Source organism: Ignavibacteriales bacterium (assembly GCA_020635255.1).
GTDB lineage: Bacteria > Bacteroidota > Ignavibacteria > Tepidaquicellales > Tepidaquicellaceae > JAEYVS01.
In genome coordinates this window covers 753,278-778,072 of the sequence record JACKAC010000001.1, presented here as the reverse complement: position 1 = coordinate 778,072, position 24,795 = coordinate 753,278, and the positions used below count along the sequence as shown (strand labels likewise).

Annotated in this window: 23 protein-coding genes; 8 read left to right on the top strand and 15 right to left on the bottom strand. The window is 39.4% G+C overall.

The genetic code is table 11. The annotated features are described in order from the left end of the window. Positions 1–86: 86 nt before the first annotated feature. Complete coding sequence (locus H6614_03500; protein ID MCB9242714.1) at positions 87–1,406, bottom strand: T9SS type A sorting domain-containing protein; 1,320 nt, start codon at positions 1,404–1,406, stop codon at positions 87–89. A 12-nt stretch (positions 1,407–1,418) separates the two neighbouring features. Further along, positions 1,419–1,802: a hypothetical protein gene (locus H6614_03495; protein ID MCB9242713.1), complete on the bottom strand. Its 384-nt coding sequence runs from the start codon at positions 1,800–1,802 to the stop codon at positions 1,419–1,421. A 250-nt stretch (positions 1,803–2,052) separates the two neighbouring features. Here H6614_03495 and H6614_03490 point away from each other — a divergent pair, with 250 nt between their 5' ends. Then, positions 2,053–2,721 carry a hypothetical protein gene (locus tag H6614_03490; protein ID MCB9242712.1) on the top strand — a complete coding sequence of 223 codons (669 nt, stop codon included), beginning with the start codon at positions 2,053–2,055 and terminating at the stop codon, positions 2,719–2,721. 53 nt (positions 2,722–2,774) lie between these two features. Here the strand turns inward: H6614_03490 and H6614_03485 are convergent, their stop codons facing one another. The 3 genes from H6614_03485 to H6614_03475 are packed head-to-tail and all read right to left on the bottom strand — an operon-like array spanning position 2,775 to position 4,897. Next, positions 2,775–3,284 (bottom strand): DsrE/DsrF/DrsH-like family protein, encoded by a 510-nt coding sequence (locus tag H6614_03485; protein MCB9242711.1) that lies wholly within the window; start codon positions 3,282–3,284, stop codon positions 2,775–2,777. Between the two features lie 24 nt (positions 3,285–3,308). After that, positions 3,309–3,629, bottom strand: a complete 321-nt coding sequence (locus tag H6614_03480; protein MCB9242710.1) for a TusE/DsrC/DsvC family sulfur relay protein — start codon at positions 3,627–3,629, stop codon at positions 3,309–3,311. 2 nt (positions 3,630–3,631) lie between these two features. Next, a complete protein-coding gene (locus H6614_03475; protein ID MCB9242709.1) occupies positions 3,632–4,897 on the bottom strand; it encodes an NAD(P)/FAD-dependent oxidoreductase in 1,266 nt (421 codons plus the stop codon). Between the two features lie 156 nt (positions 4,898–5,053). On the opposite strand from H6614_03475, the gene H6614_03470 reads away from it, so the two are divergent. Together H6614_03470 and H6614_03465 are read left to right on the top strand one after the other, a co-directional pair. Then, entirely contained in the window at positions 5,054–5,314 is a 261-nt protein-coding gene (locus tag H6614_03470; protein MCB9242708.1) for a hypothetical protein, read from the top strand. Between the two features lie 281 nt (positions 5,315–5,595). Further along, entirely contained in the window at positions 5,596–7,401 is a 1,806-nt protein-coding gene (locus H6614_03465; protein ID MCB9242707.1) for a T9SS type A sorting domain-containing protein, read from the top strand. 57 nt (positions 7,402–7,458) lie between these two features. Here the strand turns inward: H6614_03465 and H6614_03460 are convergent, their stop codons facing one another. The 4 genes from H6614_03460 to H6614_03445 all read right to left on the bottom strand — a co-directional run bounded on the left by H6614_03460 (position 7,459) and on the right by H6614_03445 (position 12,232). Continuing rightward, on the bottom strand, positions 7,459–8,634 hold the full coding sequence (locus H6614_03460; GenBank protein MCB9242706.1) for an MFS transporter: 1,176 nt from the start codon (positions 8,632–8,634) through the stop codon (positions 7,459–7,461). A gap of 7 nt (positions 8,635–8,641) precedes the next feature. Further along, positions 8,642–9,646 carry a PD40 domain-containing protein gene (locus H6614_03455; GenBank protein ID MCB9242705.1) on the bottom strand — a complete coding sequence of 335 codons (1,005 nt, stop codon included), beginning with the start codon at positions 9,644–9,646 and terminating at the stop codon, positions 8,642–8,644. A gap of 106 nt (positions 9,647–9,752) precedes the next feature. Then, complete coding sequence (locus H6614_03450) at positions 9,753–10,130, bottom strand: antibiotic biosynthesis monooxygenase (protein ID MCB9242704.1); 378 nt, start codon at positions 10,128–10,130, stop codon at positions 9,753–9,755. Between the two features lie 74 nt (positions 10,131–10,204). Beyond that, the gene (locus tag H6614_03445; protein ID MCB9242703.1) at positions 10,205–12,232 is read right to left on the bottom strand and encodes a tetratricopeptide repeat protein; all 2,028 of its coding nucleotides are present in this window, start codon (positions 12,230–12,232) and stop codon (positions 10,205–10,207) included. 103 nt (positions 12,233–12,335) lie between these two features. On the opposite strand from H6614_03445, the gene H6614_03440 reads away from it, so the two are divergent. Continuing rightward, positions 12,336–13,205, top strand: a complete 870-nt coding sequence (locus H6614_03440; GenBank protein MCB9242702.1) for a peptidoglycan endopeptidase — start codon at positions 12,336–12,338, stop codon at positions 13,203–13,205. On the opposite strand, the gene H6614_03435 is transcribed toward H6614_03440, so the two are convergent. The 5 genes from H6614_03435 to H6614_03415 form a co-directional block, all read right to left on the bottom strand. Continuing rightward, positions 13,206–13,913, bottom strand: a complete 708-nt coding sequence (locus H6614_03435) for a Bax inhibitor-1/YccA family protein (GenBank protein MCB9242701.1) — start codon at positions 13,911–13,913, stop codon at positions 13,206–13,208. A 92-nt stretch (positions 13,914–14,005) separates the two neighbouring features. Next, positions 14,006–14,506, bottom strand: a complete 501-nt coding sequence (locus H6614_03430; protein MCB9242700.1) for a DinB family protein — start codon at positions 14,504–14,506, stop codon at positions 14,006–14,008. A gap of 118 nt (positions 14,507–14,624) precedes the next feature. Next, positions 14,625–16,094 (bottom strand): IMP dehydrogenase, encoded by a 1,470-nt coding sequence (gene guaB, locus H6614_03425; GenBank protein MCB9242699.1) that lies wholly within the window; start codon positions 16,092–16,094, stop codon positions 14,625–14,627. Between the two features lie 108 nt (positions 16,095–16,202). Next, a complete protein-coding gene (locus tag H6614_03420) occupies positions 16,203–16,616 on the bottom strand; it encodes a hypothetical protein (GenBank protein MCB9242698.1) in 414 nt (137 codons plus the stop codon). A gap of 28 nt (positions 16,617–16,644) precedes the next feature. Beyond that, positions 16,645–17,229, bottom strand: coding sequence for a thermonuclease family protein (locus H6614_03415; protein ID MCB9242697.1), 585 nt, complete (start codon positions 17,227–17,229; stop codon positions 16,645–16,647). A gap of 196 nt (positions 17,230–17,425) precedes the next feature. Here H6614_03415 and H6614_03410 point away from each other — a divergent pair, with 196 nt between their 5' ends. Next, positions 17,426–18,595: a DUF2341 domain-containing protein gene (locus H6614_03410; protein MCB9242696.1), complete on the top strand. Its 1,170-nt coding sequence runs from the start codon at positions 17,426–17,428 to the stop codon at positions 18,593–18,595. Between the two features lie 114 nt (positions 18,596–18,709). Here the strand turns inward: H6614_03410 and H6614_03405 are convergent, their stop codons facing one another. Then, the gene (locus tag H6614_03405; GenBank protein MCB9242695.1) at positions 18,710–19,126 is read right to left on the bottom strand and encodes a hypothetical protein; all 417 of its coding nucleotides are present in this window, start codon (positions 19,124–19,126) and stop codon (positions 18,710–18,712) included. A 186-nt stretch (positions 19,127–19,312) separates the two neighbouring features. Here H6614_03405 and H6614_03400 point away from each other — a divergent pair, with 186 nt between their 5' ends. The 3 genes from H6614_03400 to H6614_03390 all read left to right on the top strand — a co-directional run bounded on the left by H6614_03400 (position 19,313) and on the right by H6614_03390 (position 24,729). Beyond that, positions 19,313–21,529: a ComEC/Rec2 family competence protein gene (locus H6614_03400; GenBank protein ID MCB9242694.1), complete on the top strand. Its 2,217-nt coding sequence runs from the start codon at positions 19,313–19,315 to the stop codon at positions 21,527–21,529. A gap of 91 nt (positions 21,530–21,620) precedes the next feature. Beyond that, positions 21,621–22,868, top strand: coding sequence for a peptidase T (gene pepT, locus H6614_03395; GenBank protein MCB9242693.1), 1,248 nt, complete (start codon positions 21,621–21,623; stop codon positions 22,866–22,868). Between the two features lie 106 nt (positions 22,869–22,974). After that, positions 22,975–24,729: a T9SS type A sorting domain-containing protein gene (locus H6614_03390; GenBank protein ID MCB9242692.1), complete on the top strand. Its 1,755-nt coding sequence runs from the start codon at positions 22,975–22,977 to the stop codon at positions 24,727–24,729. Positions 24,730–24,795: the final 66 nt, after the last annotated feature.

The window sequence follows — 24,795 nt, the reverse complement described above, 5'->3', positions numbered from 1 at the left end:
TTATGCAAAAATTATGCCCAACAGACTATTCCAAAAAATAAAAAAGCGGGTAAAAACCCGCTTTTTTATCAATTTTTAAGACAATCCTATTTTACTAATATCATTTTCTTTGTACTGACGAAATCACCCGATTGGAGTTTATAGAAATACATTCCGCTGGATAAACTAAATCCGTTGAATGTGTATTCATAACGCCCCGGTTGGAGGTCTCCATTTACCAGCAGAGCAACTTCCTTACCGGATACATCATAAATGGAAAGATGTACGAGACTGTTTCCATGACTTGGGACATCAAATGTGATCTTCGTTGTTGGATTGAATGGATTCGGGAAATTCTGCATTAGAGCAAAACCATCCGGAATTTCCGTACCTATCTGATTGATACCTACCGACTGGCACCCGTTCGATGTCATTAGACTGGCTCTTGGACCTGACAACGCTGCATTCATTCTTGCTGATTGTCCCAATGAAAACATATTCATACAGTTGTCATCCGAATAATCCATGTAGTTCATAAACATTATTCCGGGCGCGCTGGGAGTACATGCATCTGTCATAGGAAATGAAGGACAACCCGAAGATTCAGTACCTTGTAGAGGTGTATCCGCGACCTCATCATCCTGGGCACAGTTCGGTTCATCACCCCAGATATGCAATAAGTTTAACCAGTGACCAATTTCATGAGTCGCTGTTCTCCCGAGATTATTTGGCGGTTGAACTGTTCCTATAGTACCGAGATAGTTATATCCTATCACAACACCATCAGTTGCAGGATTCATTCCGGGGAATTGCGCATACCCTAGCAGCGTACCAGCCAATTTGCAAACATAAATATTAAGATATCTATCTCTATCCCAGATATCTTCACCACCGAGCGAAGTATAATAGATACTTGTATCCTCTGCCGTAAATTCAGTTATCGATGTCATCCTTCGTGTTATACCTGTAGTAGAACTTCCACCCGGATCACGCTGTGCCAGGCAAAATTGTACCTGAATGTTCGCGGCTAGAGGTTTAAAGGGAGCCGGCGTACTTCCTGTATCTGCATTCAGCCTGTTAAAATCCTTGTTCATTACGTCCATCTGACTCATGATTTGAGCATCCGAAATGTTTTGATCAGCGGTATTATATACAACGTGGAAAACCACCGGTATTGTAACAACCTGCCTGTTGCCTTCAAGAACATACTGCTTGGTAAACTTTTCGAGGTTTTCCCTGTTTACCTGATACTCAGGGTATCTCTCTAGCTGCATCTTATTAAATTCCACCGTTCCACAGTTCTTTTTTGAAACAACATCAAAAGTATTCGATGTCTGCTCATTATTGGAGCCGGTCAAAATTACTAAAGCAATAATAAAAGAAGCGGCAAAAAAGATACTTCTTACTTTTAGTATTTGTTTGGTCATTGGTTTTGAATTTTATTTTTTGACTATTACAACTTTGTTGTATTTGATGTCTTGACGTAGTGCTGTATAGTACCAATCACCTTCTAGCCTGTTAGACTTTATTTTTACATTAAAGTAAACATTGTTGTCGGCCATATTAGGATTTGTATTTATTAATGCGGATCTATCACTGCTGTTCACTTTTCCCGTAAATTTGTTTCCGTTCATGGACTTATACCCGTCAAATTCCTTTATCACTGTTGTAAGTTCATAATCACCTGAGATTGCGTTATCCTTGTATGATTTAACTTTTAATGTACCTGTAGCTATGATGGAATTTGCATCATCATACATTGTAAAAACGTAATTATCTTTTTGAAGGTATGAATCTGATGAACTACTGGAGCATCCTGCCATAAATAATATTAATGACAGTAATAGAGGAATAAATATCTTTAGCATCTTTTTAACGTTAAATTGTAAGGATTTTCCCGGCGCTCATGCTAATTATAGCAAAAAAACTCTAAAATCAATACTTTTTAAACTACATAATGCATTTTTTGCAAATTTATTTAACTGAAACAAATTTAGATCTTTCCCTGTTAACTTCATATAAGTCAAGAAAATAAAAACGCTGAAAATGACCCGGAATTGGATTACGGTTTTAATGATATTATTCACTCTCGCAAATCTTCCTTTGAAAGCTCAGCCGCTCACGGGATATAATGGATTTGATTTTGGGATGTCTAAAGAAGCGGCGCTTTTCATTTGTAACGTAAGAGACTACTTCGTCGATACTAATTTTACTTATGATCATGATGCCCAGATCCCTCCTACCCTATCGGAAAGTTTTATTTATTATAGTGATAGCATTGTAGTTAATAATGATACAATGCCACTGGACGTAACACTTTACTTCGACAGTTTCCATGGTAATAAACTCTTTAACATCGACGTATCGATTAAATTTCCTTGCAAGACCTTAACCGAATCTCGTGAACACTTCGATACCATTCTCGATGCAATGAAGGATAAGTACGGTAATTCATATTACTACTCAGATTACAAAGATACATCTAAATTTGTTAATACTCTTTTCATGAGAAAGTTTTACGTTTACGATTGGGATATGGATAACGGGAGAGTAAGCCTTGAACATGATGTCTCATCTTTTTACGTCCTAAACGAAGACTTTTACTACACGGAAAAAATAAAAGACAACGGTTTTCTAAAAGTAACAATATTTTATTTTGATACGGAAATGTTTCATAAATTTATGAAATCAAAAGACAGTGTTCCGGACAAGCAAATGGAAGACATCAAAGATAAATTATAAAAATCCCCTCCCGGGATGGGAGGGGTTAATCAGGAGAAAGGATTAGGTATTTATTATGTAAAAATAATCTGCGATCCCGCAGATTTTTCATAGAATTCTCCAACTGTAATTACTCCGTCCACCTGCTCACAAAAATCTTTATCGGTCAAATGAAACATATCGACTGAGGCTTTACATGCATAAATATTACATCCAGCATCATGTACCATCTCTATAAACTCCCTCACTGGAGGAATATCTAGTTTCTCCATTTCCTTATTCATCATGTGTGTTGCGACATTTGACATTCCGGGCATGATTCCGACAAACGATGGAATATGCATAGCCGGATTTCCAACCGTTGCAACCTTAATATGGTCCATCCTCTTATCCACAATTGCGTCTAATCCAAAAAATGTAAAGAAAAGGTTAGCATCGATTCCTTCCATGCGGGCTCCATTTGCCATTATCAATCCTGGATATATGCCTTCGAGTGAACCCTTAGAAACTATTATGCTCACCCCGGTTATTGGGTGCTTTTCTTCTTCTATTAAATTTTTATTTTCTAATTCTTCTGTTGTCATTTTATTTTCTCCTTTCGATCAGACTTAAATACATCCTTTTGGCTTTGGTAACCCTGCTATCCTTGCGGCTTTCTTTGCAGGTCCCTTTGGAAACAGTGCATACATTTCCTTTGTTTCTACCCCACTTTCTTTTGTTATTTTTCTGATGGAGGGAGCTTCGCCCGTTTCCGCAAATACTTTCCTCATATAGTTGATCACTACCCAGTGCCTATCAGTTAATTCAGGTATTCCTTCTTCTTTAGCAAGTTCCTTCGCAATTTCTTCACTCCATTCTTTTGCATCTACCAGGTTTCCATCAGGATCTACAGCAAGTGTTTTTCCTAATATTTCTATTGTTGATGTCATTTTTATTTCTCCTTATTTATAATTTCTAATTCTTCTTCTTCGACTTTTTTCCCAAGCATCGACATATGTGAAGGTAATGGCATTGAGTGTCCTTTTAGCAGCATATTCCAATATGTCCATCTGAAAAACAGCTTCCCAAAGTGATTCATTTTTGTCTCCGCAAGTAGTGAAAATGGTCCGACTAGCGGTAATGGGAAGCTTCCCGGTAATGGTTCGGTATCGTAATTAAAATCTATAAGAAATGCTTTTCCAAAACCAGACTCGATGAAACAATTTGCGTGTCCGTCAAATTGAGCAGTTAATGGTTCATCTTTAACTGCGTGCATTAGATTCTCAAACAATACCTCTGACTGGAAGTGCGCTACCGAACCGGCTTTCGAACTTGGAAGATTAGTTGCATCTCCAATAACGAAGATGTTTTCATAGTCCTTTGCTCTTAGGGTGAATTTATCGGTCGGGACAAAATTCAATTCGTCGCCCATTCCACTTCTTTCAATATAATCTGCGCCTTTATTTGTTGGAATTGAAACGAGAAGGTCAAACGGCTCTTCCATTTCATCCCATGATACAATTTTCTTTCCGTCGTTATCTACCCTACCGATATTAAAATCCGTTACGGTTTTTACATTCTTCTCTTCAAGGTAATTTCCCAATAACTTAGATGCCTTGGGTTTTGTAAATGCTCCAGACAAAGGTGTAACAAAACTTATTTCCACCTTATCACGCATTCCTTTCTTTGTAAAGTAATAATCAGCTAAAAAAGCAAATTCCAGCGGAGCGACGGGACATTTTATAGGCATCTCAGCTATATTGATCACCATTTTTCCGCCTTCCCAGTCTTTCAATTTCTCCTCTAATGCTTTCGCGCCTTCAATTGTATAAAAATCAAATATGTCCTTTTGCCAAAGCGGTCCATTCATTCCTTCGATCTCTTCGGGTGCGATCCTTGCCCCGGTGGCAATAATTAGCCAGTCATATCCCAATTCTTCACCATCCTCTAAAATAACCGTGTTCTTACCGGGTTCTACCTTATCTATCTCTTTATATACAACATTGATACCCTCATTGAATAGTTCGGATTTGGGTTTGATAACGTCTTTTTCTTCATAAATACCGAATGGAATAAACAGAAAGCCGGGCTGGTAGTAATGGGTTTTTACATTATCTACAACAGTAATTTCCCATTCCTTCGAATCAACTTCATTGTAAAATTTATTTGCAAGCATAGTACCGGATGTGCCTGCACCTAATATAAGTAGCCTTTTCATAAATACCTTCCTTTCTTTTCCTTCCCTATATAAAATTATTTAAATTGATTTTTCCTTACAATGCAACATTAACCTGTGAGTAAAATCACAGTTTTTAAATCTTTACTTCATTATTTTTATAATATATGTTTCATGTTTACAAAAAAAATTAAGACCATGGACTCAAAAAAAACTTTTACTACGGAAGAAGCACGGGAAATCGGTAATAAGATTGGCATAGACTGGAATACCTATGATATAGAACAATTCAGAAGAGGACTCGAAGTTGAGATGGAACATGGCTCACATGATCCACAGACAAACGTAACGAATGATGATGAGATAGTGACAGGAAAGATCGCCCTTGCTCACTTAAAGGAAATTAAGGACTATTACACCAGGCTTGATAAAATGGAGCAAGAAGCCGAAAGTGAGTAATTTTTATCTCACTTGAGGTTTTTACGTTGTCATTGATATTTATAAAAATTTTGGAAAATACAACTTTAATGTAAACTGAACAAAAACACCTTGACATTTTAAGTTTTGTAACCTAAACTTATGCAAAGGGGAAAAATATCGCTCACTACGCCCACACTGTTGCCTTACCCCCACATTTATACTTATATACTTACTATTCATACCATTAAAGAAAAGAATCAGTTATTTAGTATTAATAATATATTTTGAGATTTCATCTCACAAACTAAAATACTATTGATATGAAAACTTTTCACAAATTTTTATTTGGGAATGCATTCACGATATTACTCTTCCTTATTTTTGCGGGTTCCTCGTGGGCTCAGCCCCAACACTACAATTATCAAAACGTTGGAACCTCTAGTAATCTTTTTCCTTTCAATGTTACAGGAGGAAAAGCCGTACAAGGGCTTTTTTTGCCCGGAGAATTTAGTAATCCTTCACCTGCTCCGGCAGGCGTCATTACAAGGATCTATGTCTATACAACCACTACCGCTGCAACGACTTATACAAACCTTGAGATTAAAATGGGACAGTCGAGTATTACCGACTTGCCTGCATCATGGGTTACAGGTCTAACTACAGTGTATTCTCATGCCAGTGCAAATTTATCCTCCACTACAAATTCCTGGATGAGCATAGATCTTGACACACCATTTCCATATGATCCGGGTATGAGCTTAATTGTCGAGATTGGACAATGTGGTTCAACAGGAACTGGTCCGAATCTCCGTCATAATATACTTACAGGTTTTAAAAGGAACTATTCTATAGGTGGATGTCCCTTTGTATACAGCAGTCAGACGGGCCATACACTTAACTTCGGAGTCGATATTGGTCCTGCAGGCACATGTAACTATTCATGGTCAGCTCAGACCTCAGGTACTACATCTGCTCTTTATTCCGTTAAATCAGTTAATGGCATGATCGGATGGGCAGCTGGCGCTGCCGGCACTGTCCGTAAAACTACTGATGGCGGTGTTACATGGACTGACGGTAACCCAAACCCAGGTGTGATATCAGGTGATATATACGCCATCGATGCTCTCGGAGCGGATACTGCTTGGTGTACCACATCACCAAGTGCTTCAAACGTATACCGTACAGTTAACGGAGGAGTTAACTGGACACAGGTTCACACTCAAACAGGTGGCTTCTTTAACGCAATGAAATTCGTTACACCAAGTATAGGGTTTCTTGAAGGCGATCCTGTAGGAGGCAGATGGTCGTTATGGAGAACATCTGATGGAGGCGCAACATGGGATTCATCTGGATACTATCTCCCACAAGCTGGAAGTGAAGCAGGGTGGAATAACTCTGTTTTTGCTGACGTGAATAATATTTGGTTCGGCACTAATAATACACGTGTTTATTATTCATCTAATTTTGGTGCAACATGGCAATTCGGTGCAACCACGGGTACAGCTAACTCTTACAATATCCATTATGACGGTATGACAGGCTTTGCAGTTGGTACTGCGGTAGTAAAAACTACCGATGGAGGTGCCAACTATACCAGTGTCGGTACTGTTCCGGGCACAGGTAATATAAATGGTGTTGAAGGTAAAGGAATGGACTTTTGGTATGTACGTGGTACAGGTGTTTACAGGTCTATTGACGGAGGAAGTAACTGGGCTTCAGAATTTACCGCTGCAGGAACACTCAACGATGTTGATTTCTCTGATGGAACATGCTTAAGCGGGTGGGCAGTGGGAACAACAGGTACGATAGCCAGGATGGAAGGCACTCTTGTTAGCGTTCATAATAATACAAATACTTTACCCGATGCATATAAGCTGGCTCAGAACTATCCAAACCCGTTCAACCCATCTACAACAATCAGCTATGATATTCCAAAAGCAGGTCTTGTACAAATTAAGATCTATGATATGTTGGGCAGAGAAGTCGCCACATTGGTAAATGAGGTAAAACAGCCCGGAATATATAGAATAGATTTTGACGGAACAGGTCTTGCAAGTGGTGTATATGTATATAGATTAAAAGCTGGGGAATTTTATGAGAGCAAAAAAATGAGCCTTATTAAATGATTTATATATTATTTTACTGTGCAAAGAGCGCTCACTTAGAGCGCTCTTTTTTTTGCGCTACTCTTTTAATCCCGCTCTCAGTACAACTACACTTAAGAAAGCAAGCAAAACACCGGCGATAAATACCGGCGCGTAACCGACAAAGCTTCCTATAAATCCGCCCAAAGGAGCTGCAAGTCCGTGTGAGCTAAGTGTAAGTACCGCTATCTGTACAGTGAAATCAGTCCCCGCTGTACCTGGCTTACTCCTTTCCATTATCAGCGTGAACATTGAAGTGGTAAACATCCCAACAAAAAATTTCGTAATCACACTTACGATTATAATGGTCCAGAGAGTTGCTTCTATATAAAGCGGAACAAGGTAAGCCAGGCTAGATAACGCAACAAAAAATGCAAAATTTACAACGATCTTCTTTCTTCCAACTGACTTAACGAGCAAGCCCCCGGCTATTGCCCCGATAAATCCCGACGATAAGCCTATAATACCTCTCACATATCCTATCTCTTCCAATGAAAATCCTTTATCGACCAAGAAGGGCTTAAAAATAAAATCTACCATCGTGGCACCGAACGGCACAATGATCAGTATATAAAGCCAGCTAGCATTTCCGGGTCTAAGGAAAAAATCAAGATTTGATCTGATAGAGGCTTTCTTTTCGGGAGGAGCATTATTTTCTTTATGAAGTAAAACCGGTATCAAAGGAAGGAGCACCAGCACTGCCATTATCCACAGTGAATTTTCCCATCCCGACTTCTCTATTATTATCAGCATCAACCCGCCGCCAAGCATCGATCCCAGGAAGTGGCTCGCGTTTTGTATTCCATTGCCTATCCCCTGCTCTTTCCTTGTCAGCATTCCTACCGCAAGAGCATCCGTTGCTATATCCTGCGTCGCAGCAAATATAGAAAGACAAACAACAAAAAATATTATCAGCTTAAGCCCGGTCTGTATGTCCAGGAATGATATCACTACCAGGCATACCGCTACTAGCATCTGCATCAAAAGTATCCAGAGCCTGTAATGACCTATGCGGGTATTTCCAAATCTGTCGACAAAAGGTGCCCACAGAAATTTGAACATCCATGGCAATAACACCAGATGTATTGCACCGATCAGCTCCAGCGAATATCCAACTTCTCTTAAATATACGGGAAAAGCCTCTGTGAAAAACCCCAGGGGCAGAAATTGAGAAATGTATAATGTACTTAAAAGGATTAGCTTTCTTAAGGGCATCGTGTTTTTAATCTACCCAATCGCAGATGAATACGTTTGTTTCTCCTTGTACTTCGTTATTTCTGTTCGAGCAGAATACCAGTTTCTTACCGTCGGGTGAAAAAATCGGAAAACCATCGAACTCTTCCGAATATGTTATCCTTTCCAGGTCGGTTCCGTCTAAATTTATTGCGAAAACATCAAAATTCCTGCCATTTGGATCCGAAAGATTCGAACAAAATAATATTCTCTCGCCGTTAGGAAAAAAATATGGAGCAAAATTTGCTGCACCATTGTTAGTGACCTGTCGTTTGTTGCTTCCATCGGCATCCATGACCCAGATCTCCAGCTTGCCGGGTCTTATTAGACCCTGGTTCAATAATCTCTTATAATCTTCCTTCTGTTCTTCATTATCAAACTTCGTTCTTCTATAAATTATCTTTGAGCCGTCAGCAGAAAAGAATGGCCCTCCATCATAACCAAGCTCGTCAGTCAATTGCTTTACATCGGATCCATCTATATTCATCGAATAAATATCCAGGTCGCCGTTACGAGTTGAAGTAAATACTATCTTATCACCTGTAAGGGAAACGGTAGCTTCGGCGTCATACCCTTTTGAATCGGTAAGCTGCCTTAAGTTCGAGCCGTCCTCATTTGCAATAAAGATATCATAAGTATCATTAATAGCCCACACATATCCTTGGGAAAAATCCGGCTTTGGTGGACAATCATCACCGGCTAAGTGAGTTGATGCAAAAAGAATTTCTTTCCCATTTGGAAGATAATACGCGCAGGTTGTCTTTCCCTTACCTGTGCTCACAAGCGAACCTATCTTTCCATCGAGATCCATTCCATATATCTGATCACACGTACCACCTCTCGGTGTTCTTTGAAATGATAATTTTGTCCCATCAAGTGAAAAATATGCTTCCGCGTTCTCACCGTCGAATGTCAACTGCTTGATGTTTTTAAGATGAACTTCACCCGGATATACCAATGCATCCTTTGTCGAGTCGGGGTCGTCATTCTTCATTCCTGCTATTGTCTCAATGCCGCTTGTGGCTATAACAGCAAATGCTATAACTGCTGTAAAATAAAAACAAAAGTACAGATTTACTTTTTTCATCTTGGTGATTTACTTACCTGGCAAATATTTCATAGGTTTTAAAATCCGATTTCAATGGAGGTTCTTCCCCTCTCTCTTTGTACTTCTTTATATCCTCAAAGCCTCTTTTATGCCCTTCAAGAAATTCTTCGGATCCTGTCCAGTTCTTAAATGACTCCTCGTTTTCCCAGTGGCTCATGATGAGATATACATTACCATCTTTGGGTTTTAATACTTCCATTTCCTTAAACCCTGGCATTCTGTCTATTGCATGTTTTCTGCTCTTAAATAATTCTTCGAATCTGTCTCTATAACTGTCATCACATGTAATATAGTTGATAGCTACAAAATTGCCGTTAGATTTTTCGGTTTCCACTATGTTTGAATCGGTTTGTGGTGTTAAAGATTCCATTCTGATTAATTTATTTAGATTTCTTATTTAGACTGAGTCTTAATAAGATAATTAAGTTATTCCTAATAAACAATTTATTTTAGTGCCCTAAGTGAATCCAATTTATTGATGACAACCTGGTCATCAGGCTTCTTTTCGAGTATTTTTTCGTAATATTTGATTGCTTCGGAACGGTTACCCTGCTTCAAATATATACTTGCCATTCCGCCATATGCATTGAGATTGTTTTCATCTGCTGTAATTGCTTTTTTATAGAATAGCATTGCCTTGTCATTGTCGCCCATTTCTTCATAACATACCCCTATATTATTCAGATATCCGGATTTTTTTCCTGGGGCAAGTACTACCAGTTTTTCAAGTATCCTTATTGACTCCTCGTAATTCTGTGCATTATACTCTTCAAAGGATCTCTGCTCGAGCGCCATCGTCTGCGGGTCGTCTCCAAACTGTGGCTGCGTCTTCATTGAAGGATCATCGTCTCCCAATGTAAGCATCTTCAGTTCATCCAGCATTTTCTTTGAATCACGATAATTCGGAGATACCTCCTGGAGTTTTTCCAGTTTCTCGATTGCTTTCGGAAGCTCACCCTTCATTCTATATAGATTTGCTAGCTGGAAGTAACCGTCCGGCGCAAGCGGATCGAGTTCTATTCCTCTTGAGATCTCCTTTTCTGCCGAGTCCAGCTGTCCGGTTAAGAAATAAACAAGACCTAAGTTGTGATGAGCAAGTATGGAGTTCTCACGGATCTCAATTGCCCTTCGGAATCTTTTCGCCGCTTCTTCATATTGTTTTCTGTTTGCGTACATATTGCCGGAATTTACGAGAAGTACAGTTCCATCGACTCCGTCAGCTGTAGCGTAAAGCGTATCATTATCTTTCCAGTCCTTATTTCTCTCAAAGGTAAGTACTGAAAAGATAATTATTACAGCAAGCGACATACCCAGTACTGCATTCATATTCTTTGCGGTGATATACTTTACAATGAGATACGCTATCAAAAGCGATAATGCAAATGAAGTCATATAAAGAAATCTCTCCGCCATCAGACTCATAGTAGGGATTATGTTCATAACCGGAAGAAGCGTAAGGAAGAAGAAAGCTATACAAAAAGTTATTTGTCCTTCCTTCTTTTTATAAGTAACTACTGCTAATGCAATCAGTCCTATAATAAGCAGGATCGAGAGCAAAACACCACCCTCGAAAAATGATCCCGCGTCACTCAGGTGTCCATTATAATGATATAAAAGTCCTACAGGAAAGAACAATAGTTTTAAATAAACCGGTAATGTTTTCAACATTGTTGCGATTGCCGTCACAGTGTCTTTTCCATAAAAATACAGATACGATTCCCTATCTGGTATGTCCTTTAGAAGAAGATAACGTATAAGTAGATAAACCACAGTAATGCCAATGAACCAGGAATACGCTTTACGATTATTCTTTAAATAATCGAAACTCTTTCCTCTATACAAAAGATCAAACAATATTATTACTACAGGCATTGTAACTATCATTTCTTTACATAGTAGTCCTACCGAATAAAATATAAGCGACCACATGAGCATCCTGCCCGGATCGTCCTTTGACTTTTTATCCTCTCTGGATTTGACATACTTAACATAATACAAGAACGACGCAAAGAAAAAAACGGTCACCATTGAATCAGTTCTTCCGCTCACCCAGCTCACCGCTTCAGTATGTATCGGATGCGCCAAAAATATCAACGTACCGGCGAGTGACGCAATTAATCCGTATTTACTCTCTTTAAATATTTCATAAAGTAATGCAAATAGAAACAAACACGCAATTATATGTATAATGACATTGGTAATATGAAATCCGTACGGATCTAGCTTCCACAGTGCATAATCTATTGCATAAGTAGATGAAACAATTGGACGGTAATACTTCCCTATTACTTTATGGAAGCCTTCGTCGGCAGTAAAATATTTGGGTATGCTGGAGAGACTCTGAATAGACTCATTCCCCTGCACTACACTCTCGTCATCGAATACGAATTGATTTTGCAGAGTATTAAAAAACAGCACTATCCCGGCTCCGATAATTATCAGATAACAGTGAACCGGTTTCAGCTTACTCATTTTAAATATTTTGATTTAAAATACTGTAATACATTGAGAAAAACGTCGAATTTTATCAATTTAATATTAATAGAACCTTATAACAATTTAATTAGAATAACCAATGTTTAGAGCAAAGTTTACACTATTACTAATCCTTTTCTTATTTATTTCTATCAGATCGTATTCACAGGATGTAATTAAGTATGTTGTAGCGGTTTTACCTACACCTGTCTTGAATACTTCCGATTTTTCATCTGTATTTGGAGGAGAATCCGGAATAGAAGTAAAGCGTGATGACCAGGGATTAATACGTGAATTGGAGTTCGTAGCTCTTCCCAATACGTTGTTCAAAGTTTATGAAGTAATACAAATGGGCGACCATGATATATTCCGAATAACAACCGAAGATTATCCATACAATTCTTCTGACCTGTATATAGACAGCCGTTTCGTAAAAAATGGCGGCGGAATGACGCTCGACCGCGACCACACTATGCCGTCGAAAACAGAGATTCTCTCCCGTCTTAATGAACTAAATGGTTACCAGTACATGTGGGGGGGAAACTACGCTGAGGGTATTGCACAATTAATGGAATATTATACGCCGTCGTCTGAAGTTGATGAAGGATTAAAAAAACAGTGGTGTCTGGAAGGAGTCGATTGCTCCGGGCTCATATATCAGGCAACCGACGGAAATACTCCTCGCAATACCTCGTCGCTCGTTTACTATGGTGAAGCCGTGGATATACAGGGAAAAACTCCTGAGGAGATCGCGGGTTTAATCGAGCCTCTCGATTTTATTGTATGGAAGGGGCATCTTATAATCGCTCTTAATGACAGCACTACCATCGAAAGTTCTAATCCTGACGGCGTTCACAAGATGCCCCTTATTGAAAGACTTTACTCTGTTATGGAATCCCGCATACCGGTAAATGATTACGATACCGATATGGACGGACTAAAATTCGTCGTCCGCCGCTGGATACAATAATTAACTTCTTCTTCCGAAAATTCTTAATAAGAATAAGAACAAGTTTATGAAATCAAGATAAAGAGCTAATGCTCCCATTATAGATGCTCTTTTTCCTGCATCATCTGAACCGTCTGTTTCCATAGCCTGCTTTTTAATTCTCTGCGTATCATATGCGGTCAATCCGACAAAAATAATTACCCCTGCATAAGTAACTAACCAATAAAATGTTGAATTTGCCCAAAAAATATTAGCAAACGTGCCAATTATTAATCCAAAAAGCCCCATATAAAGAAATGCGCCAAACTTTGTGAGGTCTATCTTTGTAATATACCCGAATACACTCATCCCAATAAATGTCCCTGCTGTTACAAAAAAAGTCATGAACAAAGTAGCAGAAGTGTAAACATAAAAAATTACCGACAAAGTTAACCCATTTAGGAAAGCATAGAACAAAAATGCCAACAATCCAAGAAAAGGAGGTATTTTGTCAATAGCCCATGTTAACCCCCAAACTAGAATTAATTCAAATACCAGCAGTCCGTAAAAGACGAAGATATACTTCTGCATGACATAGACGCTTACGAATCTGGATACTGCAAAAGCAACCAGACCTGTGATCGCCAGCCCCATTGCCATCCAGTTATATACCTTTAAAAGGAATGAGCGGGATATTTCCGCCGCTTGCTCAGGCGTTCCCGAATACCTGGCTACAAATTCCTGATCCATATATTTCTCCTATAGTTAATTCTTTCACTAAAAATAAAATTAATTATATAAAGATAAATGGAAGAAATTCGTTAATTGTTTCGGGAAATTCACTATGGCATAGGTTCCATACCATAGTTAGCCCATTCTTCTTTTGACGGACCATAAACACCCGGCACTTTTAAGCCCGCCTGCCTCATAAGCACAGTCATTTGCGCACGGTGGTGTATCTCATGTGTAAGAAAATTATGAAGTGATTGTCCCTTTTTCCAGTTCTCACCATACATATCGTCCTCAGTATTTAACGAATCATCATTCCACTCCTTACTGATCTGATCAGCAAGTGAGGCGGCAGCTTTTTCATAAGCCTGCTTAATTTCTGCAGCAGTCGACGGCATAGGGTCTTCGAATGCGGGACCATCGATCTTTAAGCCTGTCCTTCCCATCATATCAGGAATGGTGACTACTGTGTGCCACGCAAGGAATCCCAGTGACCTGCCATCATCGGTAACTTTTTGTCCGAGAGACTCATCGGTTAAATTTCCCAATACTTTTGCTGTTGCCGAGCTTTCATAAGCCCAGTTGTCGAGAAAATCTTGAACTTTTCTGTACATTTGGATTGTATTTTTATTGTTTGGAGGGAGTTTTCCTTAAACTATACAACTAGGAATAAATGTAATTAATCCGCAGAATATGTAAAAGGATTATTTCAGGTAACTACTTTTCCTTTAATTACTTCGGCGAGTAGTTCGGGGCTTCTTTTGTAATCTTTACGTCGTGTGGATGTGATTCCTTGAGACCTGCGTTCGTTATTTGTACGAATGAGGTATTAGTTTTCATTGTCTTGATATTCTTTGCTCCGCAGTAACCCATTGCAGCGCGGAGACCGCCAACAAGCTGGTATATTGTTTCGCTTAGAGGACCTTTTGCCGGGACGATCCCTTCTATACCTTCCGGCACGAGTTTTTTTATATCATCTTCTACATCCTGGAAGTACCTGTCCTTGCTTCCCTCTCTCATTGCAGAGATGGAACCCATTCCGCGGTACATTTTATAGCTCCTGCCTTCATATAAAACTTTCTCGCCGGGTGATTCGTCAACACCGGCAAACATTCCGCCTATCATGACCGTATCCGCTCCACCCGCGATCGCCTTCGGTACGTCGCCCGTCTGCTTTAAACCGCCGTCTGCTATTACGGGTATATTATGCTTCATTGCTTCGCTTGCACATTCTATTATTGCTGTCATCTGAGGAACACCGACACCAGCTATTACCCGTGTTGTACAGATCGATCCGGCGCCAATACCTATCTTTACACAATCAGCTCCTGCCTTTATAAGATCGAGTGTAGCCGCCGCCGTAGCGACATTCCCTGCAATAAGCTCTACACCTGTCTTTTTCTTTATCGCCTTTACCATATCCAGCACACCTGCCGAATGACCATGTGCCGTATCTATTGCTATAACGTCTACACCTGCCTCTTTTAACGCCTGGACTCTCTCTATCGTGTCGCGGGTTACACCGACCGCTGCGCCTACTCTCAGCCTGCCGTATTCATCTTTACATGCGTTCGGGAATTTCTTCCTCTTCTGTATATCCTTAAATGTAATAAGTCCCCTTAATATTCCTTTCTTATCGACTACAGGTAGCTTCTCTATTTTGTAATTCTGAAGGATCTTCTCTGCTTTGTCCAGATCGGTTCCTACCGGTGCCGTGATGAGATTTTCTTTTGTCATTATCTCTTCGACCGGAATGTCAGGATTAGGTTCGAAACGCAGATCACGGTTTGTTAGAATACCGATAAGTTTATTGTCACCATTCACAATAGGGATACCGGATATCTTAAACTCTTCCATTACAATCAATGCATCACCGATCGTTTTATCTGCCAGAAGTGTAACGGGGTTTCTTATCATTCCGCTCTCACTTCGCTTTACCTTGTCAACCTGACCAGCCTGCACATCAATCGGCATATTCTTATGAATAATACCAATTCCCCCCTCTCGCGCAATAGCAATAGCCATCTCGGATTCCGTAACGGTATCCATTGCAGATGATATTATCGGGATATTAAGCGTGATTTCCTTTGTAAGACGTGTTGTTAGATCAACTTCGCGGGGAAGAACTGTGGATTTCTGAGGCACAAGGAGGACGTCATCAAATGTTATCGCTGTATCGAGAATTTTCTTTGATTTCGCCATTAATCGTCCTCTCTTATCTCATTGTCTTAATTTTATTACAGAACTAAAATTAAATATCAATAAAGATAAGGATTTTCGGGACAAAATACAGGGGCAAATAACACCCCTTTACTCGGTTATCTCTATATCATTGCTGACCACGTCTGCACCGTCCTTCACAAGTGTAACTGTATAAGTACCCGGAGCTGTAAAGGCTACTCCTTTAAAATGAATGTATGTCATATCAGGAGTCACCGTAAAAGGAAAATTATTTACAGTATTGCCGGTAGTTTTTTCCTTTACGTTGATAGTTACCTCAGTCGTATTAACGGGCTCTTTTAATTTTGCCATGACGGTTACCGTACCTACAGTGAACTTATTACCTTCTCCTTCACAAAAATCGCTTTCGACCACATACTTATCACAAAAATAGAGTTTATTGGAGCCGAGGATCTTTTGCATCATATCACAACCGAAAACAGCAGTAAATACAATACCCGCCGCGAGGAGAAATACAAAATGCTTATTAATTACTTTTTTCATTTTATTGATATGATATTATATAAAAATTTTATCTGAACTGTTTTGTGCCCTCGACCGTTCCCCACAGTCCTCTCTCATTTTCACGGGCATCTTTCTCCAATGCAAGTAATTCGCTCTTTCTGCTGAGATCATATTTCCTGAATACCTGTGCATAACCTTCCTCGACCATTTTACCGTTTACAAATGTACCGTCTTCAAGGTAAGCATACCGTAAGAGACGTCCGTACTGATCTTTATCTTCGTAATCATTTTCCTTTGTAAGCATAACTCTCTTTCCCTCTACTAATTCCCTCAAATACCGTGCCGAAGATTCTCCAAGCTTTCTTATCGTTTCTTTATCCTGTCCCGTTCTTTCGGATTCCCGCTCCATTTTGCTGGATTCACTGACCTCAGGGGCATCTATGCCGAGTAACCTTACTCTACTTTTATCAGAAAGTACAAATGTATCTCCATCGACTACTCTCTCTACATAATACCCTGCGCCTGTATTCTCACCTGATATGTTTGTATTGTCGATACTTCCTATACGCGGCTTGACAAAAACAAAGTAAAATATAAAAGCCAGAATAAGAATGAAAATAAATGTACCGGTCTTGCGGATAAGCTTGATCATAATATTTTCTATAATAGCAAAATTTATCCAATTTTTAAGGCAAATATTTAATATGGAATATCACTAAAATCAATTGATTAAAAGGATCCGTGTAATTACATTTCATATACCTGTTCTCTTCTACCTTCTGTTTACTCCACATATTACACAAAACAGGAAGACATAAAAAATTTTAATCATAAACCAAGGGGGTAATATGAAAAAATTTTTTCTTCTTTCGTTTTTATTTTTAGTGATCTCTTTTCAGGCTAAAGCTCAGCCCTTTCCTTACACTCTGCCAATAACTATAATGAACAGCGGAAGTGCGGGAACAAATGTTCAGGTATTGATCAGGTTAAACACAGCAACCTATATAGGTGCAACCCTTATGGATGCTGATGGGGACGATATTAGGTTTTACGACAGCCCGGCTCTGACCACATTGCTTGATTATTACATAGAGGGGTATATGAATACCGACTCAACAAAATTATGGATTAAGCTTCCATCTCTTCCTGCAGGCAATACGACGATTTATTGCAATTTCGGAAATATGTCTGCAACTCCCGCAACAACATTGTCGATTTTTGACGGACCACATTCGGCAATCGATAGTATTTCCGGGGGCAATACTAACACTTCGTCAGGAATATGGAACAGTTCCAGAGGCTTCCGCTTTTCGCCAAACCAGGATCTCCTTGTCACCGACTTTGGTAAAAATGAGCCTACAGGAACAACAAGGTACCTGACTATGTGGGATTACAATTCCCAACAAATTATAAAACAAATTCAGGTGACGGGTCCTGCTTCCGTTTGGGCATATGGATTACTCAACCAGGCATTCTGGATAACATCCGGTACACAATATATAATGTCACTTTTTCAGGGAAGTGGTGACGGTTACTATTGGCAAGCTTCATCTCAAATTGGACAACATTTAACTTATTTTGATATGAGGTATTGCAATTCTTGTACGGAAAATACCTTCCCTACTTCTACACTTGCCGCTTTGCAGTATGGATATCCGGACTTTTTGTACTATACTGCTAATACGGTCTCACCGGCGCCTACATATACAGTTGGTACACTAACTGGGTTATCGGGAAATAGCAATTCTGTCCCCGAGAGATTTGCCCTTAATCAAAACTATCCAAATCCGTTCAACCCAGTTACTAAGATTAAATATGACATACCGGTAAGTACAGATGTTAAGCTTACAGTATATGACATGCTTGGCAGAGAGGTATCGCAACTTGTAAATGGGTATCTGGAACCGGGCTCTTATGAAGCGATATGGAACGGCATCGAGCATTCCAGTGGTGTGTACTTCTACAAAATTGAAGCGGGGAGCTATGTTAAGGAAATGAAGATGATACTTGTAAAATAGTATCAATTTAGAGTATTTAATTTAAAAGGTTAGATATATCATTCATATCTAACCTTTTTTAATAACTAGCCCCCATTTCCCGGAACCGGAAATGAGAGTTTTAGATGCAAAATCTTATCTTGCTACGATCTCGATCTCGTTGCTGATTACTACTGTACCACCCTTTTTAAGGAGGCTGACCTTATATTTACCCGGCTCTGTAAAGGCAACATTATCGAAATAGATATAAGTCATATCTGGAGTAACAGTAAATGGAAATGTTTTATAAACTTTCCCTGAAGCCAGATCTGTGATGTTAATATCAACTTCGCTCACACCTATCGGATCACTTAACTTTGTAAGTACTGTAAGCGTACCGGTTGTAAACTTAGTGCTTTCTCCCTCGCAGTTATCTGTTGCGGAAATGTAGTTCTCGCAAAAGGTCATCTTTTCCCCGCCTGCAAGGTCTTTTAACTTGCTGCAACCCATAATTGCAACAAGAAGGATCACAATTGCAATTAAAGAATTTAAATTCTTTTTAAAGAAGCTCATCACGCTGTATTTTATTTTAAAAAAAAATTTGAAATCGAATAATACAAATTTACAACTTATGAAGTTACCATACAGGGAAAAATATTCTGAATTGTTTCCGGATAGATACCCATTTATAGTCGGGGATATTTTATATATAATCTTAAAGATTTATTACTTATTATTAAGAACTTAACATGGTTGCAATTGGAAAAATTTAGGAATATTCCTACCCTGAAGGCTGTTCTTGCTTTATCTGCCGGGATACTTATCGGCGCTGTTTTTGATATCCCCCATTTGCTAATTTTACTTATCCTTATTGCACTTATTGTCATCTGCGCTGTAAAACAGAAAAAATATTCCAATAGTGGGTTAGACCTGCTATTAATTTACTCATTTCTAATCACATTTGGAATATTCCGCGCGGGTCTGGATTTTTACACACTATCTGAAAATTCCATTGCTCATATACCCGACACACCTGAGAAAAACAAATACTCTATCATTGGAATAATAAATGATATACCCGATGACGATACTAATCGTGTGCGGTTCAACCTTAATGTAACCGGCATACTAAGTGGAAATGATACGGCACAGATCGAGGGCGAGATCGTCACCACAATATACAAGAACCGGTACGAGCCGGAAACACTACCCGGACTAAAAGCCGGTGACAAAGTACTCCTGACAGGTAGATTGGCTACGCCCCGCGGAAGAAGAAACCCCGGCGAGTTCGACTACCGGCACTACCTGATGCTCCATAACATCTACAAAACCCTCACCGTCTCCGGGTATAAAAACGTAATCCTCCTTTCCTCGGACAACGGTGGTTTTGTTAACAGTCACATTATAATCCCGGCTAAATATTTCGCGACGGAAGTGATAGAAAAGAACATGTATGGTGACGAAGCCGGCTATTTGAAAGGACTTATCACCGGACAACGAAATGACATCTCCCCGGAAACAAAGGACGCATTCATCAAATCTGGTGTCATGCACCTCATCGCAGTCTCCGGTCTTAACGTCGCCTACGTGCTCATTATAATTACAACTATCTTAGGACTATTTAGGATCTACTTCAAACAAAGAACCGCAATTGCGATCACCGCGCTGGTATTTTATTGTATATTCACAGGGAGCTCGCCGTCTATTGTAAGAGCATCTATTATGGGTATACTGCTCTTGGTAGCATATGAGTCGGAATTAAAAACAAACTTCTACAACATCGTCGGCTTTTCTGCCTTTGTTATTCTGATCTTTAATACAAAGCAACTCTTCGATCCGGGATTTATCCTTTCATACACGGCTGTACTTTCGATGGTATTTTGTTATGAGAGATTCAAACCCATCCTCATCGATCGTCTCGATAATTACGAATGGAGGTACAAGCGTTATTTGAAATATGCCTTGATATTGCTGGTAACTACTCTGGCGGCGCAGATAGGTGTTCTGCCCGTGTCGGGAAGCTACTTCGAGAAAATATCTGTTATATCCGTCGTCACAAACCTTGTCATAGTACCTATTGCCAATCTCTCACTCGCGATCGGTTTTATGCAAATAATAACTGCTCTCCTATCAGAATATCTCTCATCCATTATTGCTTCAGCGAATCAGACACTGCTTTCCTTTCAGCTATGGTTTATAAAACTATGCGCGTCATTGGATTATGCGTACTTCGAGATATATAAGTTTGATACTGTAAATATTACCCTGTACTTTGTCGCACTGATTCTATTTCTCACCATCGATCGGAAGAATCTAAAATTTAGACTCGCATTGGTTATACTTGTCCTTTTGGTTTTCCTTTTGCACAATACTGACACAGAGAAAAATTTCCGCGCAAGCTTTCTCGATGCCGGCAAAGGCGACTGCACCGTCATACAAACTCCAGACGAAAAGACAATCGTGATTGATTGCGGAACGAAAACAGCATATTATGATAGTGGTGAACGCACAATAATTCCCTACCTGAAAAGAAGCGGTGTAAAAAAAATAGATCTCCTAATACTCACAGGCGATGAGAAAACTAAAACCGGTGGACTTGAATATATTGTGAATAATTTTCCTGTATCAAAGATACTAACAGGAAACGGTCACGAGTTTGATTATTATCAGGTACAAGCAATAAAAGAAAAAAACATTGGGATAGATGAAGTAGGTCAGGGCGACATGATAGACCAAATAAAGAATTTCAGAATATACTTTCTTAAAAACACACCGCAGGGTGCTCTTGACATAAAAGTAGCTTATAAAGACTTCGGAATATTGCTATCATCTGATTCTCTTTCCAAAGGATTACAACCGGTGATCTTAACGGAAGGAGGAGTTAAGCACAGCAAAAATGATGTGATCTCAACTTCTCAAAACGGAGCTGTAATTATTGAAACTGATGGTCAAAACATTCAAATAATAGACTATTAAAGATAGACTTAGGTCTTACATAATGCGAAATTTTTCCCTCAAAATTGTCCAAAATTATAGCTACATTACTGGTCTTATATAAAAAAATTCAATTGTATTGGATTATAAATTTACCTGCGCAGACCGGTTTCTTAATTACGTAAAAATAGATACTCAATCCGATCCCGATTCGAATACATACCCCTCTACGGAAAAACAAAAAAATCTCGGCCGGGTTCTCGTAAAAGAGTTGAAAGAGATTGGTATATCCGATGCCGACATGGATGAATTTGGATATGTGTATGCTACGATAGAATCCAATACCGATAAAAACGTTCCTGTATTATGCTTTTGTTCTCATATGGATACATCTCCTGATGTAACGGGAAAGAACGTCAACCCGGTTATAAACAAGAATTATCAGGGCGGTGATATAGTCTTAAAAAACGATCCGGCACAGGTGATTACGGAAGAAGAAAATCCCGCGCTCAAAGATCAGATTGGAAACGACATTATTACAACCGATGGAACCACACTTCTTGGCGCAGACAATAAAGCCGGTGTTGCTGAAATAATGGATGCGGCAAATTACCTCATTACTCACCCGGAGATAAAACATGGAAAGATCAGAATACTTTTCACTCCCGATGAAGAAATTGGAAGAGGTGTTGATAAAGTTGATATGGAAAGGCTCGGTGCGGACATTGGATATACAATAGACGGTGAATCACTTGGGCAAATAGAAAATGAAACATTTTCGGCTGATTCTGTTACCATCGATATACAAGGATTTAATATTCACCCGGGATTTGCAAAAAATAAGATGGAGAATGCCATCAAAATTGCGGGCGAAATACTTGAGAAACTCCCTAAAGACAATATGTCGCCGGAAACAACCGATAATAGAGAGGGTTTTGTTCATCCGGTTTCCTTAAAGGCAGGAAATGACCGTGCAACTTTAAAGTTTATAATTCGTAGTTTTAGTGAAGAAGAACTGAAAAAACAAGAGGATTTCCTCAAAACAATTACCCAGGAGGTAATTTCCAAATACAGGCGCTCCTCATTTGATTTTAAGGTAGAAGAATCCTACCGTAATATGAAGGAGATTGTTGACAGGGATCCGAGAATAGTAGAATATGCTGTAGAAGCTGTTAAAAATGCGGGAGTTACGCCAAAATTAAGCTCAATTAGAGGCGGAACTGACGGCTCCAGATTGTCATTTATGGGGCTTCCCTGCCCTAATCTGTTCGCTGGAGAGCATGCGTTTCATTCCAAATTAGAATGGGTTTCTATACAGGATATGGAAAAAGCTGTTGAAACAATCATAAATTTATGTATTATTTGGGAAGAACGCACTTGATCCTATTATCTTTATCTATTGTTTTTTTGCAATAAGAACATAATATTTTTTCTAATTAGCGTTATTTAAAAATTATCCTATTATTAAATCTAAGGAGATCTTTAGTATGAAGAAAATTTTAACTTTATTTCTTCTCTTGGGATTAGTCGTGTCTGGTTATTCACAGGACAAAAGACAATTCCAGGTAAGCAAAGCTATTGAGAACGGCACGTTTGTTTTGAACGGACCGGTTGTATATGGCAATGAAATAAGAGGTACATATCCAAATGGCACGGTTATTCCTGGTACAGATAGTTATTTCGATTATGTAACAAATGGACAAAACTGTGCAAACATGTGGGCGAACGGTGACACTATGATCGTTGCATATTTTGGTGCAGATATGAGTGACCCGACAGGTACCACGTCCAGGGTTGCATATTATATTGTGAGTTATGATAAAGGTGCTACGTGGGGTACACCACTCGCGTTGACAACACTCCCACGTAGAAGTGCTTATCCGTTCCTTGTTCCTTACATTGGAACTTTAGGCAGAAGTATCGGATTCTCTGGAAGGCTTTACACTCCTCCTGGGCCAGGCTCAACTGCTGGCGGTGCATACACTGATGCATTCTTCGGATTAGGATCGATAACATCTGTGAATAACCCTAATAGCAATAGGGATTACTTCACTGCTTCTATCGGCGGTGAACTTATGGGCGGAATTGCCGCGATTGCTGGATCAGTATCTGATACCCTAAACTTTTGGAAGTTTGACATGTCAACCAACACTTTTACCGCAACTGCTCCGGTAGTTGTAGAAGGTGTTGACCCAATAGATGTTAGCTCAAGATGGCAATTTGCTTCGACTCCTAGTGGAAGCCATATGTCCGCAATGTGGTGGATGTCACTTGCAGGTTCTGAGCAAGATTACTATAAGTCATCTACAGATGGTGGTGCAACATGGAGTTCAGCAACATCTTTCATGCCATGGGGAACAATACTTGGAGGAGATAGTGTTGAGACATATCTCTCTATGGATATCGAATACAAGCCGGGAACAAATGATGTTTATGCAGTATTCCCTACACTTGCGCCGGGAAGTTTCTTAACTACAACAGGTTCAAAGATTGTAATCTCTTCACCTGCTCTTAATAGTGGTAACGCTGTGGTGATTGCTGATAGAAATAACCTCGGAAGCATCTTAAATGACGATAGTATTAATACGATCGTTGATCTTCAAGTCGGCGTAGTCGGAGTATCTCACCCAACAATCGGATGGAACGATGCGGGGACGATGATCTGCTTATTCTCCGGTTATCAGCCAAATGATACAATGGACTTATTCAATTTCAACGATATTTACTATTCATTGTCATATAACGGTGGTATGACCTGGTCAGATCCGGTAAATCTAACTAATACCGACGACTGGGATGAGCTCTACCCCACAGTTGCACCTAGCGGAAACACAAATGAATTCTTTGTACACTACCAGGCTACAAGAGGACCTGGAAGCCAGAGCTTCAGTGATGGTGCTCCTACATATGTGGTACACCAGATTTTTGACATTATCCCAACATCAGGAATTCAGAACATTTCATCTGAAATTCCAGACGGATTTTCATTAAAGCAAAACTACCCGAATCCGTTCAACCCATCAACCTCGATCCAGTTTAATATTTCTACATCATCACTGGTATCACTAAAGGTTTATGATATAACAGGACGCGAAGTAGCTACATTAGTAAACAATCAAAAGCTTTCAGCAGGATCATTCCAATATGACTTCAATGCATCTAATCTTGCAAGCGGAATGTACTTCTATACACTGACAGCCGGAGATTTCAAAGAAACAAAGAAAATGGCGCTTATTAAATAAGCACTGTTTTATCGAATTATATACCCGGACTTATCCCCGATAGGTCCGGGTTTTTCATTTATATTT